This is a genomic window from Isoptericola sp. NPDC060257, assembly GCF_042726645.1.
Classification (GTDB): Bacteria; Actinomycetota; Actinomycetes; order Actinomycetales; family Cellulomonadaceae; genus Isoptericola; species Isoptericola nanjingensis.
The window spans coordinates 1-15,125 of the sequence record NZ_JBHXAW010000085.1 but is presented as its reverse complement, the minus strand read 5'-3'; the positions used below and the strand labels follow the sequence as shown (position 1 = coordinate 15,125).

Genomic DNA, 15,125 nt, shown 5'->3' with positions numbered 1-15,125 from the left:
GACACGGCGATCGGCGAGAGGCTGCGGCGCGTGCGCCGGTTCCTCGACGACGACGAGGTCTTCCTCGCCAACTACGGCGACGTGCTCACGGACGCGCCGATGGACCGGATCGTCGACGACTTCCTCGCCACGGACGCCGTCGGGTCGCTCATGGCGGTGGCCCCGCAGGACTCGTTCCACGTGGTGCGCTACGACCCGGACGGCACGATGCGCGACCTGGAACCCGTGGCCGACATGAGCATGTGCATCAACGGCGGCTACTTCGTGCTGCGGCAGGGCATCTTCGATTACCTCGGCGAGGGCGAGGACCTCGTCATGGACGCCTGCGTGCGCGCCGCTCGCGCCGGCCGCTTCCGCGTGCACCCGCACACCGGGTTCTGGGCGCCGATGGACACGCTCAAGGAGCGCTCCGCGCTGGAGGAGATGAACCGCGTGGGCGACCGGCCGTGGGCGGTGTGGGACCGCGGCGCGCGCCCCGCGCCGCGGCGCGTGCCCGAGGTCGAGGTCGGCGAGGTCGTGGGTCCGGCTCGTGCCGGCGCGTGAGGTCCTGGTGCGTGAGGTCCCGGTGCGCGAGGTGAAGGTGCACGTCGGGCTGCTGGGCGAGTTCGGGGTCCACAACTTCGGGAACGAGGCGTCGCTCGCCGCGATGCTGGGCGTGCTGCGGGCCGACGACCGGGTGGTCCCGGTGGTGGTGGCCGACCGGTGCGAGGCGGTGACGGCCGAGCACGGCGTGGCGGCCGTCCCGCTGCACCATCCCGGTGCCCGACGCGGGGGAGCGGGCGGCCTGCTCGGCAAGCTGGCCGACGCGCGTCGCGCGTGGCGCACGGTCGGCGACCTGGACGCCGTGGTCGTGCCCGGCACCGGGATCTTCGAGGGGCTGGCGATCGCCCCCGGGGGGATCCCGCTCACCCTCTTCTGGTACGTGCTCGCCGCCCGCCTCCGGCGACGACCCTTCCTCGCCCTGTCGGTCGGGGTCGACGCCGCCTTCCACCCCCTCACGGCGCGACTGTTCCGCTGGACCCTCTCCGCCGCGACCCTCGTGACGGTGCGCGACGACGGGTCGGCGCGCGCCGCGCGCCGGCTCGGGGTGCGACGCCCCCTCGACGTGGTGCCCGATCTCGTCCTCGGGCTCCCGGCGCCCGGCGCCCCCCGCCGTGAGCGCCCGCGCGTCGTCGTGGGAGTCATCGACTACCGGGGCCTCGGGACGGCGGAGGGGGAGGCGGACCGCGCCGCCTACGTCGCGCGGATGGTGCGGGTCGTCCAGCGGGTGGCGGCGTCCGGCGCCGACGTCGTCGTGCTCGGTGGCGCGCTGCCGGACGCGCCGACCGCCCGCGAGGTCGCCGCCCGTGCGGCCTCGGCCGGCCCCGGCAACGTCGAGGCCGTGGAGGCGGGGTCGCTGGCGGACGTGACGCGGGAGACGGCCGGGTCACGGGTCGTCGCGGCGGCCCGGTACCACCACCTCGTGACGGCACTGCGGCTGGGGGTCCCGGCCGTGTCGCTCGGCTACGGCGCGAAGCAGGGACGGCTGCTCGAGCAGTTCGGCCAGGGGGACCAGGTGCACACGGTCGACGGCTTCGACCCGGACGAGGTGGCGGACCAGGTGCTCGCCCTGCTGCGGGAGCCCGCGCCGGACACGAGGCCGGTGCTCGCGGACGCGGCCCGGCGGCTGGCGGCCCAGGAGGAGCGGCTCCGCGACGTCCTCGCCTCGACGCTTCCCGGAGCCGCCGCCGGCAGCCCGCACGAGAAGTCGGGGGCCGCCCGATGATCGGCCTCGCGCTGCCCGACGGCCCGCTGCGGGTGGTGTGCCTCGCCGCTCACCCGGACGACGTCGAGATCGCCTGCGGCGGCACGCTCCTGGCGCTCGCGGCGCGGGGTGGTGTCGAGGCGGCGTACCTCACGCTCACCGGCGACCCGTCCCGCCAGGACGAGGCGCGCACCGCCGCCGAGGCGTTCCTTCCCGGCGCGACGAGCGTGTTCGGCGGGCTGCCGGACGGGCGCCTGCCGGACCGGTGGGGTGAGGCGCGGGCCGCGCTGCACGAGCACGCCGAGCGGGTCCCGGCACCGGACCTGGTGCTGGCGCCGCGGCCCGACGACGCGCACCAGGACCACCGGCTGGTGGGGACGATGGCTCCGACCGTCTGGCGCGACGCCCTCGTGCTGCACTACGAGATCCCCAAGTGGGACGGCGACATGGGTCGCCCGTCGACCTACGTGCCGGTCCCCGACGCGCTGGCGCGGCGCAAGGTCGAGCTGCTCGACGCCTGCTACGCCTCCCAGAAGGCTCACGACTGGTGGGACCACGAGGTGTTCCTCGGGCTCCTGCGCCTGCGCGGGATGGAGTGCCGCAGCCGCTACGCCGAGGCGTACACCGTGACCAAGAGCGTGCTGTCGCTCGGCCGGAGGACACCGTGACGCGGGGCGCGCCGGCCCCCGTGCTGTCCTTCGGGCTGCCGGTGTACAACGGCGAGCGGTTCCTCGAGGGTGCCCTCCGGGCCCTGCTCGCGCAGGACCTGGAGGACCTCGAGGTCGTCGTCTCCGACAACGGCTCGACCGACGGCACCCAGGAGATCTGCCGGGCCGTCGCCGCGACAGACGCTCGCGTGCGGTACCTCCGGGCGGAGACCAACCGCGGCGGGACGTGGAACTACCGGCGCGTCCTCGAACGATCCGCGGCCCCCCTGTTCAGCTGGGCGGCCGTGGACGATCTCTGGCTCCCCACGTTCGCCTCCTCGTGCGTGCGGGCCCTCGACGAGCGCCCCGACGCCGTGCTCGCGATGACGCGGGCCCGGCTGGTCGACGGCGACGGCACGGTCACCGACGGCCTCGGGGACGCGGACCTCGGGTTGGACGCCGACGCCGCGCACGAGCGGCTGCGCCGGTTGTTCCGGTCGCAGGCGTCGCACGTCATGTACGGCGTGATCCGGCGCTCGGCGCTCGCCCGGGCGCGCCCTCTGCGCCCCATGGTGGGCGACGACATCGTGCTGCTGACCGAGCTGCTCTGCCAGGGGCCGGCCGTCGTCGTGGACGACCGGGCGTTCCTGCAGCGGCGGGTGCCCGAGCAGCTCTCGCTGCAGGGCCAGGAGCAGGTGAAGTGGCACGCGCCGTCCGCGCGGGTCCGCTTCGCCTTCCCGCAGACGCGGCTCAACCTCGAGCTGTACCGGGCCGTCGCGACGACGCGACTCCCGCTCCGGGAGAAGGCGCGGTGCTGGACGCAGATCGTGCCGGGCTGGGTGCTGCCGAGGTGGCGGGGGATGGCCCGCGACGTCGCGACCGCCGCCGGGTTCGCGGGCTGAGCGGACGGCGTCGTGGCGCGGGAGAGGTCGCACGGGCGGAGGCGCCGGGTCGTCGCCGTCGTGGCGACGACGGCCGTCGTCGCGCTCGCGGTCGCCGGTGCCGCGTGGTGGTGGGACCGGGAGCACCAGGGGCAGGCGAGCCGGATCGGTGGCACGGCCGGGCCGGTCGCCGCGGAGCTGCCCGCGACGCCGCCGACGGCGCCCGGGACGCCGGACGGGGCACACCTCGTCACGGGCGTCGGACCGGACGGGCGGTACTTCGTCGACCAGGACGGGGCGCCGGTCCTGGTGCGCGGCGACTCGCCCTGGTCGCTGCTGGTCGACCTGTCGCCCGAGGAGGCGCTGACCTACCTGGACGACCGTCAGGGGCGCGGGGTCAACGCCCTGATCGTCTCGCTGCTGGGCGCGACGGCCAACGGCGGGCCGTCCGACGACGGCGCGACCGCGGACGGTCTGCTCCCGTTCGTGGACGGTGACGTCCTGTCCTGGGTGCCGGAGTACTGGGACCGGGCCCACGCGACCCTCGCCGCCGCGGCGGAGCGCGGCATGTCGGTGTTCCTCTACCCGGTGGACGGCTGGACGGTGGGTCGCGCGTTCTCGCCGTCCTCGCAGCAGGAGTGCCGTACCTACGGCGAGCGGGTGGGCACGTGGGCAGCCGACCTGCCCGGCGTCGTCTGGATGACGGGCGGGGACTACTTCCCCGCGGCGGACGACCCGGCGGCCGGCAGCGACGTCGACCGGTGCTTCGACCAGGTGGTCCAGGGCATCCGCGACACGGGAGACCACCGGCCGTTCTCGATCCAGCTGGGCTACCCGCGCTCCGTCTCCACCGACGACCCGTACTGGGCCTCCCGGGTGGACTTCACCTTCGTCTACTCCTACCCGCCCGCCTACGACGCCGTCCGGCAGGCCTACGACCGCGAGCCCGCCGTCCCCGCGCTCTTCGCCGAGGGCGGCTACGAGGGCGAGAACAACGACGGCGGGCCGCCGACGAGCCCCGAGTCGCTGCGGCGCCAGGCCGCGTGGGCCCTGACGTCGGGTTCGCCGGGGGACTTCTACGGCAGCGACGACTGGGAGTTCCTCGACGGTTGGCAGGGCCGCCTCGACGCGCCGGGTCTCCGACAGGTCGGCGTGGTGCGGGACGTGGTCGAGGCGCTCCCCTGGTGGGAGCTGCACCCCTCCGACGACCTCGTCATCTCCGGCGCGGGGGCGGCGCGGACCGGCGACACGACGGACGTCCTCGACGGCGACCGCACGACGGCGGCGGCCACGGCGGACGGTCGCGCCGCCGTCGTCTACGTCCCGACGGAGCGTGTGCTCGGGCTCGACCTGGCGGTGCTCGCCTCCGCGGGGAGGGCGCGCTGGGTGGACCCGTCGTCCGGGGCGGCGACTCCTGTGGCGCTGACCGAGCGGATGCGCACCCCGGGGCGGAACGCCGACGGCGGGGGCGACTGGCTGCTGGTGATCGGACCGGGCTGACGCCGGCTCTCAGGTCGCGGGCATCCCCGCCGCCCTGACGGACGTCAGGCCGAGGTCGCCGAGGACGACGTCGAGGGTCCGCCGCGCCGCACGCCAGTCGTGCGCCCGCGCGTGTCGCAGGCAGCGCTCACGGGTCGTGGCCAGGAACGCGCTGTCGTCGGCGAGCCCCTCCAGGGCCGCGGCCAGGGCGTCGGGAGACCCGGGCGGTACCAGCACCCCGGCGTCGCCGGCCGCCTCGGGGATGCCTCCGGTCCGTGCGGCGACGACGGCGGCGCCGGACGCCATCCCCTCCAGCACGGTGAGGGCGAACGGCTCGGCCCACCGGGAGGGCACCACCACGACGTCGGCTGTGCGCATCAGGGCGGCCACCTCGTCCCGGGGCCGGAACGGGAGCCAGCGCACGGCGTCGCCGAGCGGCCGGGCGGCGGCCCGCAGCTCGCGCTCGTACCGGGTGAGGGGCGCGCCGGGGGCGAAGTGCGGCGTGCCGACGACGGTGGCGACCACGTCCGGCCGGCGGAGCCGGAGCAGGGCGTCCACGAGGACGTCCGGCCCCTTGTCGGGCACGGTGCGCCCGACGAACACGACCCGCAGCCGCTCCCCGGCGACCCGTTCGGCGTCACCGGGACGGAAGAGCGCGGTGTCGACCCCGTTGTGCACCACTCGCACGCGGTCGCGCAGCCGCGGCGGCAGGCGGTCCGCGGTCCGCTCGGCGACGTAGCCGCTGACGCAGACGACGGCGCCCGCGGGGTCGAGCACCCGGGCCGCCTCCCGCGGGGAGTACGTGCGCAGCAGCTCGTTGTGCGCGTAGAGCACGGCAGCGTGCCGGTCGACGTCCACGAGCGGGACGAGCTGGGGGAGGTTGTGGCCGAGGACCACGGAGGCGGGCCACCGCGCCTGGTCCGCGAGCGCGGCGGCGAGCGGCCGCCGGGCGCCGGTCCGGGGCAGGCCCAGGCGCGCCGCCGCGGCGTCGCGGTAGCGGTCGGCGCGCTGCTGCGGCACGGGGTCGTACTCGACGACGTCGGCGCTCGGGTAGCGGTCGGGGTAGGTGCCGCGCGCGACGGCGACGACCGACCGCGGGGCTCCGGGCGGGGTCGCGGACGCGAGGCCGTGCACGACCGAGGGCAGGGCGCTCCCGGTCGAGGGGGAGAAGTGGTCGCCGGGCGTGATCACGTGCAGGTGGCTCCCGGCCGGGACTCCGATGGCCATGCCGTCGAGCCTAGGTCGGGGGCGGCGTCCTCCCGGGGGTGAAACGTGCCCGCGCCCGGCTGAAAAACCGCTCCGGCCCTCGGAATGCCGGCGGTCGTCGGAAACGATGGCCGGTGTGACAGCACACGTCGTCCTCGTCCGCGCCGACGGTCCGGCGGCGGCCCGGTGCGTGCGATGAGCACGGACGAGAGGTCCGCCCCACCGGCGCCGGTGCCGAGCGCGGACGCGCCCGGCGAGGCCATGACGCGCGGCGAGCTCCAGGACCGGGCGATCCGGGGCGCCCTGTGGACGTTGGTGCACGTCGCCGTGATGCTGCCGCTGGCCTTCGCCGTCAACATCGTCGTCGCGCGAGTCCTCGGTGTCGTCGACTACGGGCGCCTCGCGTACCTCTCGACCGTGCTCGCGCTCGTCCTCACGACCATCGACCTGGGCGTCGGGACGGGCCTCGTCCAGTTCGGGTCGAAGGCGCACGCCGCCGGCCGGTTCGCCGAGGTGCGGCACATGCTCCAGGCGGCGCAGGGCTACAAGATGCTCGTGGGTGTGCCCGTGGTGGGCACGGCGGTGCTGCTGCTCATCGACGCCGATCCTGTGCTCACGGTGATCGCCCTCGTCTTCGGCGTGCTGGTGCCCCTGACGTTCTCCGGGGCTGGGGACGCGCTCGCCATCGAGAACAAGACGGCGCAGAACGCGCAGGCTGCGATGGTCGTCAACCTCGTCGCGCAGGTCCTGGTGGTGGTCGCGGCCACGACGGTGGGCACGGCCGACGCCATCTGGGCGGTGCGCCTCGTCGCGGCCGGGCTGGGCGCGGTGGCCTACCTGTACTTCGTGGCGCCCCTGTACCGCAGGGTCCTGCTGCGCCCGCGCCTGCGCCGGTTCCCCCCGGGCTTCTGGGCGTTCGCGCTGCCGGCCGGCGCGGCCGGCCTGGTCGAGGCGTTCGTCTCGTCGCGCAGCGAGGTGCTGGTGCTGACCTGGATGTCGGAGCCGGAGGCGGCCGGAGTGTTCGCCCTCGCGATCGGGCTCGGCGTCCACCTGTTCGCCCCGGCGCAGTCGTTGCTCGGACCGCTCGTGCCGGCGATCTCGGGGCTGCGCGAGGTGGACCACGAGGCGGTGGCGGGCGCGCTGGGCCGCGCGCTGCGCGCGTCGTCGACCGCGACGGCGGGCGTGGTGGCGGCGGCGACCCCGGCGTTCGCGCTGCTCGTCCCGACGATCTACGGTGCCGAGTTCTCCGCCGTGCCCCCGGTGCTCGTCGTCCTGAGCGTGGCCGGCGGCCTGCTGGTGATGGCCGGACCGCTCAAGGCGTTCCTCATGGCACGGCTCAAGGGCACCTGGCTGCTGTGGGCCAACCTCGTCTGCCTGGTGGTCGACGTCGGGCTGACGGTGGCGCTGATCCGGCCGCTCGGGGTCTGGGCCGCGGTCCTCGGCAACGCGGCGGCGGCCGTGCTGCTCTTCGCCGGCCTGCTGATCCTCGAGGCGCGGTCGCTGGACCTGCCGGTCCGGCGGGCGGTGGCCATGGTCCAGCCCTTCGTGCTCGGCGCCGCGATCTCGGTGCTGACGTGGTGGGGCGTCGACGCGGTCGGGGCGCCCCCGGTGCCGTCGGCGGTCGTGGCCGCCGTGCTGGGCCTCGGGCTGTTCGTGGGCGCGGTACGGCTCACCCGGTCGGGCCTCACGCCCGCCGATGCCGACGCGGTGGCCCGGTCCGTGCCGGCGCGGGTGCGCGCCGTGGCCGTGCCGCTGCTCAAGGTCGTGTCCGCGAGCCGGGCATGACGTCGAACGAGAGGGACGAAACGTTGGAAGCCAGGGCCGTCGCCTTCTACCTGCCGCAGTTCCACCCGATCCCCGAGAACGACGCGTGGTGGGGGCCGGGGTTCACCGAGTGGACCAACGTGGCGCGGGCGCGCCGCCTGTACCCGGGGCACCGGCAGCCGCTGGTGCCCGCCGACCTCGGCTTCTACGACCTGCGGCTGCCGGAGGCGCGGGCCGCGCAGTCGGAGCTGGCCGCGCAGTACGGGGTGGAGGCGTTCGCGTACTGGCACTACTGGTTCGGCAACGGGCGCCGCATCCTGGAGCGGCCGTTCGCGGAGGTGCTGGCCTCCGGCGCGCCCGAGGTGTCGTTCTGCCTGGCGTGGGCGAACCAGACGTGGAGCGGCATCTGGCACGGGGAGGCCGACCGGATCCTGGTGCAGCAGCACTACCCGGGCGTCGAGGACTACACGGCACACTTCGAGGCCGTGCTGCCCGCGTTCCGCGACCCGCGCTACCTGCGCGTGGGCGGCCGACCGGTGTTCTACGTCTTCCGGCCCGAGGAGCTTCCCGACGCCGCGGTCTTCGTCGACCTCTGGCAGTCGCTGGCGCGGAGGGCCGGACTCGAGGGCCTGTACCTCGTGGCGGAGATGAGCGACCTGCTGGGCGGCGGGCCGCGGTACGACCGGGTCAAGGAGGACGGGTTCGACGCCGGGGTGTACATGCGGATGCCGGCGGGGACGTCGCGGTCGGAGCTGCTGCGGATGCGCGCCTTCCGCAGGCTCGCCGGCGGGCCGGAGGTCTTCCCGTACTCCACCGACTGGGCCGGGCAGAACCGCACCGGCGACCTGGTCCAGCCGTGCGTCTACCCCAACTGGGACAACACGCCGCGCTCCGGCCGCGGCGGCGTGGTGCTGCACGGCGCGACCCCGGAGAAGTTCGGGGAGAACGTGCGGCAGGCGGTCGCGTCGATCGCGCACCGGCCGGCCGAGGAACGGCTGCTGTGGGTCAAGTCGTGGAACGAGTGGGCCGAGGGCAACCACCTGGAGCCCGACCTGCGGCACGGTCGCGGCTGGCTCGAGGCGCTGCGGGACGGCCTGCGATGACCACGGGCGCGCGACCCGGGCCCGCCGGAGGACCGCTGCGGATCGCGATCGTCTCCTACTACCTGCCCAGCACCAGCAAGCAGGGCATCGGCTACCAGGTGCACGAGCTCGCGACCGAGCTCGCGCGGCGCGGTCACGACGTGACGGTCCTCAGCGACTGCCCGGCGGTCGACGGCGCCGTCTACGGGCACCGGCACGTGCGGATGACCGGCTCGCTGCGCACGTTCCGGTTCGCGCTCGCGCTGCGCCGCATCGACCTCTCGTCGTACGACGTCCTGCATGCGTGGGGCGACGACTACTGGCTGTGGCGGCGGCGCGCGCCCCGGCACGTGCGGACCCTCGCGGGGTCGTGCTTCGAGGAGGCGCGCACCATCAAGGGCGTCAAGGAGAAGACGCGGATGGTGCTCCTCGGGCTGTCCGAGGTGCTCGCGTCCCTCGTCGCGGACCGCACCGTCGTCATCTCGCCCGAGACGCGCCGCTGGTACCCGTGGGTGCGCGACGTCGTGCCCTGCGGCACGGACGTGAGCCGGTTCCGGCCCGACGCCGCGCGGCGGGCGGACCACCCCGTGGTGCTGTTCGTCGGCTACTGGCGCGGACGCAAGCGCGGCGCGGAGCTGGCGCGCCAGTTCCAGGAGACGGTGCTGCCGAAGCACCCCGACGCGGAGCTCTGGATGGTCAGCCAGGACGTGCCCGACGACGTGGGCCCCGGGGTCCGAGCCCTGGGGCGGCTGACCGACGACGAGCTGGCGCTCGCCTTCCAGCAGGCGTGGGCGTTCTGCCTGCCGAGCGACTACGAGGGCTTCGGCATCCCGTACGTGGAGGCGATGGCGTCCGGCCTGCCGGTGGTCGCGACCCCCAACCCCGGGGCGCGATACGTGACGGACGGCGGCCGCACCGCCGTCGTCGTGCCGCTGGAGGACGTCGGCACGGCGCTCGCCGAGCTCCTGGCCGACGACGCGCGGCGGGAGGAGCTCGCGGCCTCGGCGCTCGAGCGCGTCCAGGAGTTCACGCTGGAGCGCGTCGTCGACCGGTACGAGTCGCTCTACCGCGCCTGACCCCTACCCGTCGGCACGCCTGACGGTGACGGTCAGGGCAGCGGCTGCGGGGCGCAGTCGGTCAGCGCGACGCTGAACGTGGTGGGCGTGTCCGGCGTCTCGATCATGGCGCCGTCCTCGTCGCCCTCGAGTTCGATCGTGTAGACGTCGCCGGGGGACAGGTACGTGGGCCGCCACGTGTCCGTGCCGCGCTTCCACTCGATCACCAGCACGTCGCCCTCGAGGACCTGGATCCGGCAGCCGTCGGCCCACGACCCCATGTAGGGGTGGATGATCTCGCCGTCGAGGTCGCGCACGGTGCGGGAGTTCGAGCCCTCTCGCGCGTTGGTGGGGTACGCGGCCCACTCCGGCCAGGCGATCGCGCCGCCCACCCACGGCGTCCAGCCGTCGTCCGCGCACGTCGCGTAGGCGTCGCAGTGCCAGAGCGCGAGCGTCGAGTCCATCACGACGGCGTCCGCGGGGACGGTGGGCGTGGGTGTGGGAGTCGGCGTGGGGGTCGGCTCGGGGTCCGGGGTCGAGCCGTCCCCGGGGGTGTGCACGTAGGTGAACGACGAGTCGTCGTTCTGCACCGACAGCACCTGGTCGGACGGCAGGCCGGTCACCGTGTGCTGCTCGCCGGCGGACAGGCGCGCGATGCTGCGGTGCGGTCCCGTGGGCGTGCCCGCGTACAGCGTCGCGGAGCCCGTGACGACGGCGACGGTGTCGCCGTTGGCCGCGGCGGCAGGCAGGTAGACGGCCTCCGACGTCGTGTACCCGTGGCGGGTCGTGATCGCGCCGGACGTCTCGGGCCAGGCGATCGCGTGGCCCGACGTCGTCTCTCCCCACGGGCAGGGCTCGCCGGTGCAGCGCCACGTGACCGGCAGGGATGCCGCGTCCTGGCCGGGTGTCGGCGTCGGGGTGGGTGTCGGGGTCGGCGTGGGCGTCGGCGTCGGGGTGGGCGTCGGCTCCGGGGTGGTGGCGTCTCCGGCGACGTGGAGGTAGCGGAACGGACCGTCGTCGTTCTGGACGGACAGCACCTCGCCCGCCGGAAGGTCGGCGACCGTGAGCTCGTCGCCCGCCGAGAGCTGGCCGATGCTCCGGTGGGGTCCGGAGGGCGTGCCCGCGTAGAGCCGGGCCGACCCGGAGACGACCGTGATGGTGTCGCCGTTCGCCGCCGCGGCGGGCAGGTAGACGGGCTCGGACGTCACGTAGCCGTGCCGTGCGGTGATCGCCCCGGAGCCCGCGGGCCACGCGACGGCGTGACCGGTCGTCGACGCACCCCAGGGGCACGGGTCACCGGTGCAGGTCCAGGTGACGGGACGTGACGCGGCGCCCTCGCTCGGCTGGGGGGTCGGCTCGGTGGACGGCTCGGGCGTGGGCGTGGGCGTCGGTTCGGGGTCGGGCGGGGCCTCGCCCCCGGGCGTGAACGCGTAGGCGAAGGTCGCGCCGTCGTTCTGGAGGGACACGACCTCGCCGTCGGCGAGGTCGCCGACCGTGAACGCGTCGCCGGCCGACAGCGCGGCGAGGTGGCGGTGCGGGCCGTCGAGCTGGCCGGCCCACACGCCCGCCGAACCCTCGACGACGGTGATCGTGGCGTCCTCGGCCGCGTCGTCGGGCAGGTAGATGGCGTCCGACGTCGTGTAGCCGTACCGCTCCGACAGCGCGCCCGAGCCCTCGGGCCACACGGCCGCGTTCCCGGTGGTCGTCTGCCCCCAGGGGCACGGCTCGCCGGTGCAGGTCCAGGTCACCGCCCGGGACTCCGTGCGCGCGGGCGCGTCTCCGTCCTCGGCCGCGGCCGGGGAGATCGAGCCGGCGGCGAGGACGAGGGCGGGGGCCAGGAGCCGTGCCGCGCGGCGGCGTCGCGTGGTCATACGGTGACGCTATGCCGCGTCCCGCGCCCGCAGGGCGGCGACCTGGGTGAACTTGCCGTCGGCCCGGGGTGAAAGCGCTCCGGGGAACGCGGCGGAGGCCGCCGAGGCGGCAGCCCCGACGAGCAGCAGCGACCCCAGGACGTCGACGGGGCGGTGGGCGAAGGCGACCACGTTGACCACGCAGGCGACCAGCACGGCGGCGACCGCCACCTCGCGCACGACGACGTGCCCGGCCCTGGTACGGCCGGGCCAGAGGACGACGAGCGCGATGGCGAGTGCCGCCGTCGCCGCGACGTGCGTGCTCGGGAACGTGTTGTACGGGTAACCGAGCGCCACCTCGTGCACGGGGCGCGGCAGGACGGCGCCGCGCAGCACGAGGGCGAGGACCGCCGCGGCGGCGAGCACCAGGCAGGCCGCCAGGGCCCGCCATCGCCGGTCGCGGACCGCGCGGACGGCGAGCGCCGCGACGACGACGCCGAGCCCCAGCACCAGGACCTCACGGGCGACGGCCGCGACGGGGTGCAGCATCGCGCCCGCGCCGGTCAGGACGCTGAACGCCACCGCGTCGACCCACTGTCCCCACGGCGCGACGACGCCGGCGCCGTACAGCAGCACGAAGCCTGCGGCCAGCGCCGCGGCCCGCGCGGCGTGGTCGCGGCGTCCCCGCTCCCGGCGTGACATGCCATCGATGGTTCTCGCTCGCGTGCGGCCCGGTCGAGGGCACGGGCGGATGAAGTTCGAGCGGACGGGCAGGCGCGCCGGGCGCACTTTCACCCCGGTACGGGCCCTGTTCACCCGGTACGGACGGCCAGCACGCCCCTCTTGCTGATTAGCGTGGTGGCGTCCCAGAAGGGGAGTGCCGCCGGGGGACGGCGCTGATTCGGCGCACAGGAACGGTGAGCAAAATGCCTCGAGCACTGATTACCGGGATCACCGGCCAGGACGGCTTGTATCTTTCCGAGCTCCTGCTCTCGAAAGGTTATGAGGTCTGGGGCCTGATCCGCGGGCAGAACAACCCGAAGCTCGACCTCGTGCGGCGCACCGTGCCGGACGTGCGGCTCGTGACCGGTGACCTGACCGACCTGTCGTCCCTGCTGCGGGCGCTGGCCGCGGCGCGGCCCGACGAGGTCTACAACCTCGGCGCGATCTCCTACGTCGCCTACTCGTGGGAGAACGCGACGCTCACCAGCGAGGTGACCGGCAAGGGCGTGCTCAACATGCTCGAGGCGGTGCGGCTGCACGCGGGCGACGACCCCGCGGCCGTGCGCTTCTACCAGGCGTCGAGCTCGGAGATGTTCGGCAAGGTGCAGGAGGTGCCGCAGCGCGAGTCGACCCTCCTGTGGCCCCGGTCGCCCTACGGCGTCGCGAAGGTGTTCGGGCACTACATGACGATCAACTACCGCGAGTCGTACGGGCTGCACGCCTCCAGCGGCATCCTGTTCAACCACGAGTCGCCGCGCCGCGGGCCCGAGTTCGTCACCCGCAAGGTGTCGCAGGCCGTGGCGCGGATCAAGCTCGGCCTGCAGGACTCGCTCACCCTGGGCAACCTCGACGCCCGCCGGGACTGGGGGTTCGCCGGCGACTACGTCGACGCGATGTGGCGGATGCTCCAGCAGCCCCAGGCGGACGACTACGTGGTCGCGACCGGCCGCACCCACTCCATCCGCGACCTGCTCGACGCGGCCTTCGGGTGCGTGGGCGTCGAGGACTGGAGCGGCTACGTCACGCAGGACCCGCGCTTCATGCGGCCCGCGGAGGTCGACCTCCTCATCGGGGACCCGTCGAAGGCACGCGACGTGCTCGGCTGGGAGCCCCGCGTGGACTTCGAGCGGCTGGTCGCGATGATGGTCGAGAACGACCTGGACGAGCAGGCGGAGCTGGCCGGGATGCGCCCGTGACGGTCGCCCTCGTCACCGGCGTCGCGGGCCAGGACGGGTCGTACCTCGCCGAGCGGCTCGCCGCCGAGGGGGCCGAGGTGCACGGTCTGGTGCGCGCCGGCGAGCGCCCGGTCGGGCTGCCCGGCGGCGTGCGCCTCCACGTGGGCGACCTGCGGGACGCCGAGGACCTCGCGGAGCTCGTGCGCCGCACGGGGCCGGACGAGATCTACAACCTGGGCGGGATCAGCTCGGTCGCGTACTCGTGGCGGCACCCTGTCGAGACGGGGGCCGTCTCCGGGCTCGGCGCGGTGGCCCTCTACGAGGCGGCGTGGCGCCTGCAGGAGGACTCGGGGCGTGCGGTCCGGGTGCTCCAGGCGTCGAGCGCGGAGATCTTCGGCACCCCTGACCGTGCGCCGCAGGACGAGGGCACGACGGTGCGGCCGTCGTCGCCCTACGGCGCCGCCAAGGCGTACGCCCACCAGATGGCCGCGGTGTTCCGGGTCCGCGGGCTCGGCGTCTCCACGTGCGTGCTCTACAACCACGAGTCGCCGCGCCGCCCGGAGACGTTCGTGACCCGCAAGATCACCGCCGCTGCGGCCCGGATCGCGTACTGCGGCTCCGGAACCCTGGCGCTCGGCAACCTCGACGCGCGCCGCGACTGGGGCTGGGCGCCCGACTATGTCGACGCGATGGTGCGGTCGGTCCGGCACCCGGTCGCGGACGACTTCGTCGTGGCGTCCGGGACGACCCGTTCCGTGGCCGACTTCGTCGCCGCCGCGTTCGCCGCGGCCGGCGTCCACGACTGGGAGCCGCACGTCACGGTCGACCCGCGGTTCGTGCGCCCTGCCGACCCGACGGAGCAGGTGGGGGACGCCCGCAGGGCCCGGACGGTGCTGGGATGGGGCGGCACGCTCGAGTTCGAGGAGATCGTCGACCGCATGGTGCGGCACGACCTCGCCCTGCTCACGGCCTGACCGCGCTCACTCCTCGACGAGCAGGCCGCGGTCGCGGAGCGCGTCCACGAAGGCCTCGGCGTCGCGCCGCGCGACGTCGGCGGGGATGTCGTACTCGACGGCGAGCGCGTCCGCGAGGTCGCCGGTGGTGCGGTCCTCCTGCAGCAGCTTCGCCGCGAAGGCGCCGGAGCCGTTGGTCGTGAGGTACGTGGACGACGCGAGGTCGAGGATGACCAGCTCGCCGTCGATCTCCTGCCAGGTGACGCCGTCCTCGCGCAGCCTCATCGCCGTGCCTCTCGTCGCGGTTCTCCGGTCGTGCCGCCCCGAGGATAGGCCGATCCGGGGCCCGGGGTGGGGGCGGGACGGAGCTTTCACCCGGCGTCGGGTGAAAGGCGTCCGGGTGCGGGGTGACTTCGGCCAGAAGTCCTTGACCGGTCGTTGCTCGTGGCGCGACGTTGGGCGCGTCCTGCACGAACGAGGAGAGGGGAGTGCTCCGATGTACGAAGCACCGCGCATCACCGAGGTGGTGCGCGGGCACATCAAGACCGCGAGCGAGTACCGCACCC

13 protein-coding genes and 1 pseudogene are annotated in these 15,125 nt (G+C 74.8%); 10 read left to right on the top strand and 4 right to left on the bottom strand.

What is annotated here, in order from left to right; genetic code table 11:
- The 5 genes and pseudogenes from ACFWEK_RS09345 to ACFWEK_RS09325 all read left to right on the top strand — a co-directional run.
- Positions 1-543, top strand: a pseudogene (locus ACFWEK_RS09345) (glucose-1-phosphate cytidylyltransferase); the annotation flags it as partial.
- A 7-nt stretch (positions 544-550) separates the two neighbouring features.
- Positions 551-1,765, top strand: a complete 1,215-nt coding sequence (locus tag ACFWEK_RS09340; protein ID WP_430553864.1) for a polysaccharide pyruvyl transferase family protein — start codon at positions 551-553, stop codon at positions 1,763-1,765.
- Entirely contained in the window at positions 1,762-2,412 is a 651-nt protein-coding gene (locus tag ACFWEK_RS09335; RefSeq protein ID WP_430553863.1) for a PIG-L deacetylase family protein, read from the top strand. Before ACFWEK_RS09340 ends, ACFWEK_RS09335 begins: the two co-directional genes overlap by 4 nt.
- The gene (locus ACFWEK_RS09330) at positions 2,409-3,293 is read left to right on the top strand and encodes a glycosyltransferase family 2 protein (protein WP_430553862.1); all 885 of its coding nucleotides are present in this window, start codon (positions 2,409-2,411) and stop codon (positions 3,291-3,293) included. The genes ACFWEK_RS09335 and ACFWEK_RS09330 overlap by 4 nt, the downstream gene beginning before the upstream one ends.
- A 60-nt stretch (positions 3,294-3,353) precedes the next feature.
- Positions 3,354-4,772 carry a DUF4038 domain-containing protein gene (locus tag ACFWEK_RS09325; RefSeq protein WP_430553861.1) on the top strand — a complete coding sequence of 473 codons (1,419 nt, stop codon included), beginning with the start codon at positions 3,354-3,356 and terminating at the stop codon, positions 4,770-4,772.
- Positions 4,773-4,781: 9 nt separating this feature from the next.
- On the opposite strand, the gene ACFWEK_RS09320 is transcribed toward ACFWEK_RS09325, so the two are convergent.
- Entirely contained in the window at positions 4,782-5,978 is a 1,197-nt protein-coding gene (locus tag ACFWEK_RS09320) for a glycosyltransferase family 4 protein (protein WP_430553860.1), read from the bottom strand.
- 174 nt (positions 5,979-6,152) lie between these two features.
- Here ACFWEK_RS09320 and ACFWEK_RS09315 point away from each other — a divergent pair, with 174 nt between their 5' ends.
- The 3 genes from ACFWEK_RS09315 to ACFWEK_RS09305 are packed head-to-tail and all read left to right on the top strand — an operon-like array spanning position 6,153 to position 9,879.
- Positions 6,153-7,742 carry a lipopolysaccharide biosynthesis protein gene (locus tag ACFWEK_RS09315; protein ID WP_430553859.1) on the top strand — a complete coding sequence of 530 codons (1,590 nt, stop codon included), beginning with the start codon at positions 6,153-6,155 and terminating at the stop codon, positions 7,740-7,742.
- A gap of 23 nt (positions 7,743-7,765) precedes the next feature.
- A complete protein-coding gene (locus ACFWEK_RS09310) occupies positions 7,766-8,824 on the top strand; it encodes a glycoside hydrolase family 99-like domain-containing protein (protein ID WP_430553858.1) in 1,059 nt (352 codons plus the stop codon).
- Positions 8,821-9,879 (top strand): glycosyltransferase family 4 protein, encoded by a 1,059-nt coding sequence (locus tag ACFWEK_RS09305; protein WP_430553857.1) that lies wholly within the window; start codon positions 8,821-8,823, stop codon positions 9,877-9,879. The genes ACFWEK_RS09310 and ACFWEK_RS09305 overlap by 4 nt, the downstream gene beginning before the upstream one ends.
- 32 nt (positions 9,880-9,911) lie before the next feature.
- Here ACFWEK_RS09305 and ACFWEK_RS09300 read toward each other — a convergent pair whose 3' ends face one another.
- Positions 9,912-11,729, bottom strand: a complete 1,818-nt coding sequence (locus ACFWEK_RS09300) for a hypothetical protein (RefSeq protein ID WP_430553856.1) — start codon at positions 11,727-11,729, stop codon at positions 9,912-9,914.
- 9 nt (positions 11,730-11,738) lie between these two features.
- A complete protein-coding gene (locus ACFWEK_RS09295) occupies positions 11,739-12,410 on the bottom strand; it encodes a hypothetical protein (protein ID WP_430547297.1) in 672 nt (223 codons plus the stop codon).
- A 224-nt stretch (positions 12,411-12,634) separates the two neighbouring features.
- Between ACFWEK_RS09295 and ACFWEK_RS09290 the strand changes: the two genes are divergently transcribed.
- Together ACFWEK_RS09290 and ACFWEK_RS09285 are read left to right on the top strand one after the other, a co-directional pair.
- Positions 12,635-13,627 (top strand): GDP-mannose 4,6-dehydratase, encoded by a 993-nt coding sequence (locus ACFWEK_RS09290; protein WP_430547298.1) that lies wholly within the window; start codon positions 12,635-12,637, stop codon positions 13,625-13,627.
- The gene (locus ACFWEK_RS09285) at positions 13,624-14,580 is read left to right on the top strand and encodes a GDP-mannose 4,6-dehydratase (RefSeq protein WP_430547299.1); all 957 of its coding nucleotides are present in this window, start codon (positions 13,624-13,626) and stop codon (positions 14,578-14,580) included. Before ACFWEK_RS09290 ends, ACFWEK_RS09285 begins: the two co-directional genes overlap by 4 nt.
- Before the next feature lie 6 nt (positions 14,581-14,586).
- Here ACFWEK_RS09285 and ACFWEK_RS09280 read toward each other — a convergent pair whose 3' ends face one another.
- A complete protein-coding gene (locus ACFWEK_RS09280; protein ID WP_430547300.1) occupies positions 14,587-14,844 on the bottom strand; it encodes a PqqD family protein in 258 nt (85 codons plus the stop codon).
- Between the last annotated feature and the right edge of the window lie 281 nt (positions 14,845-15,125).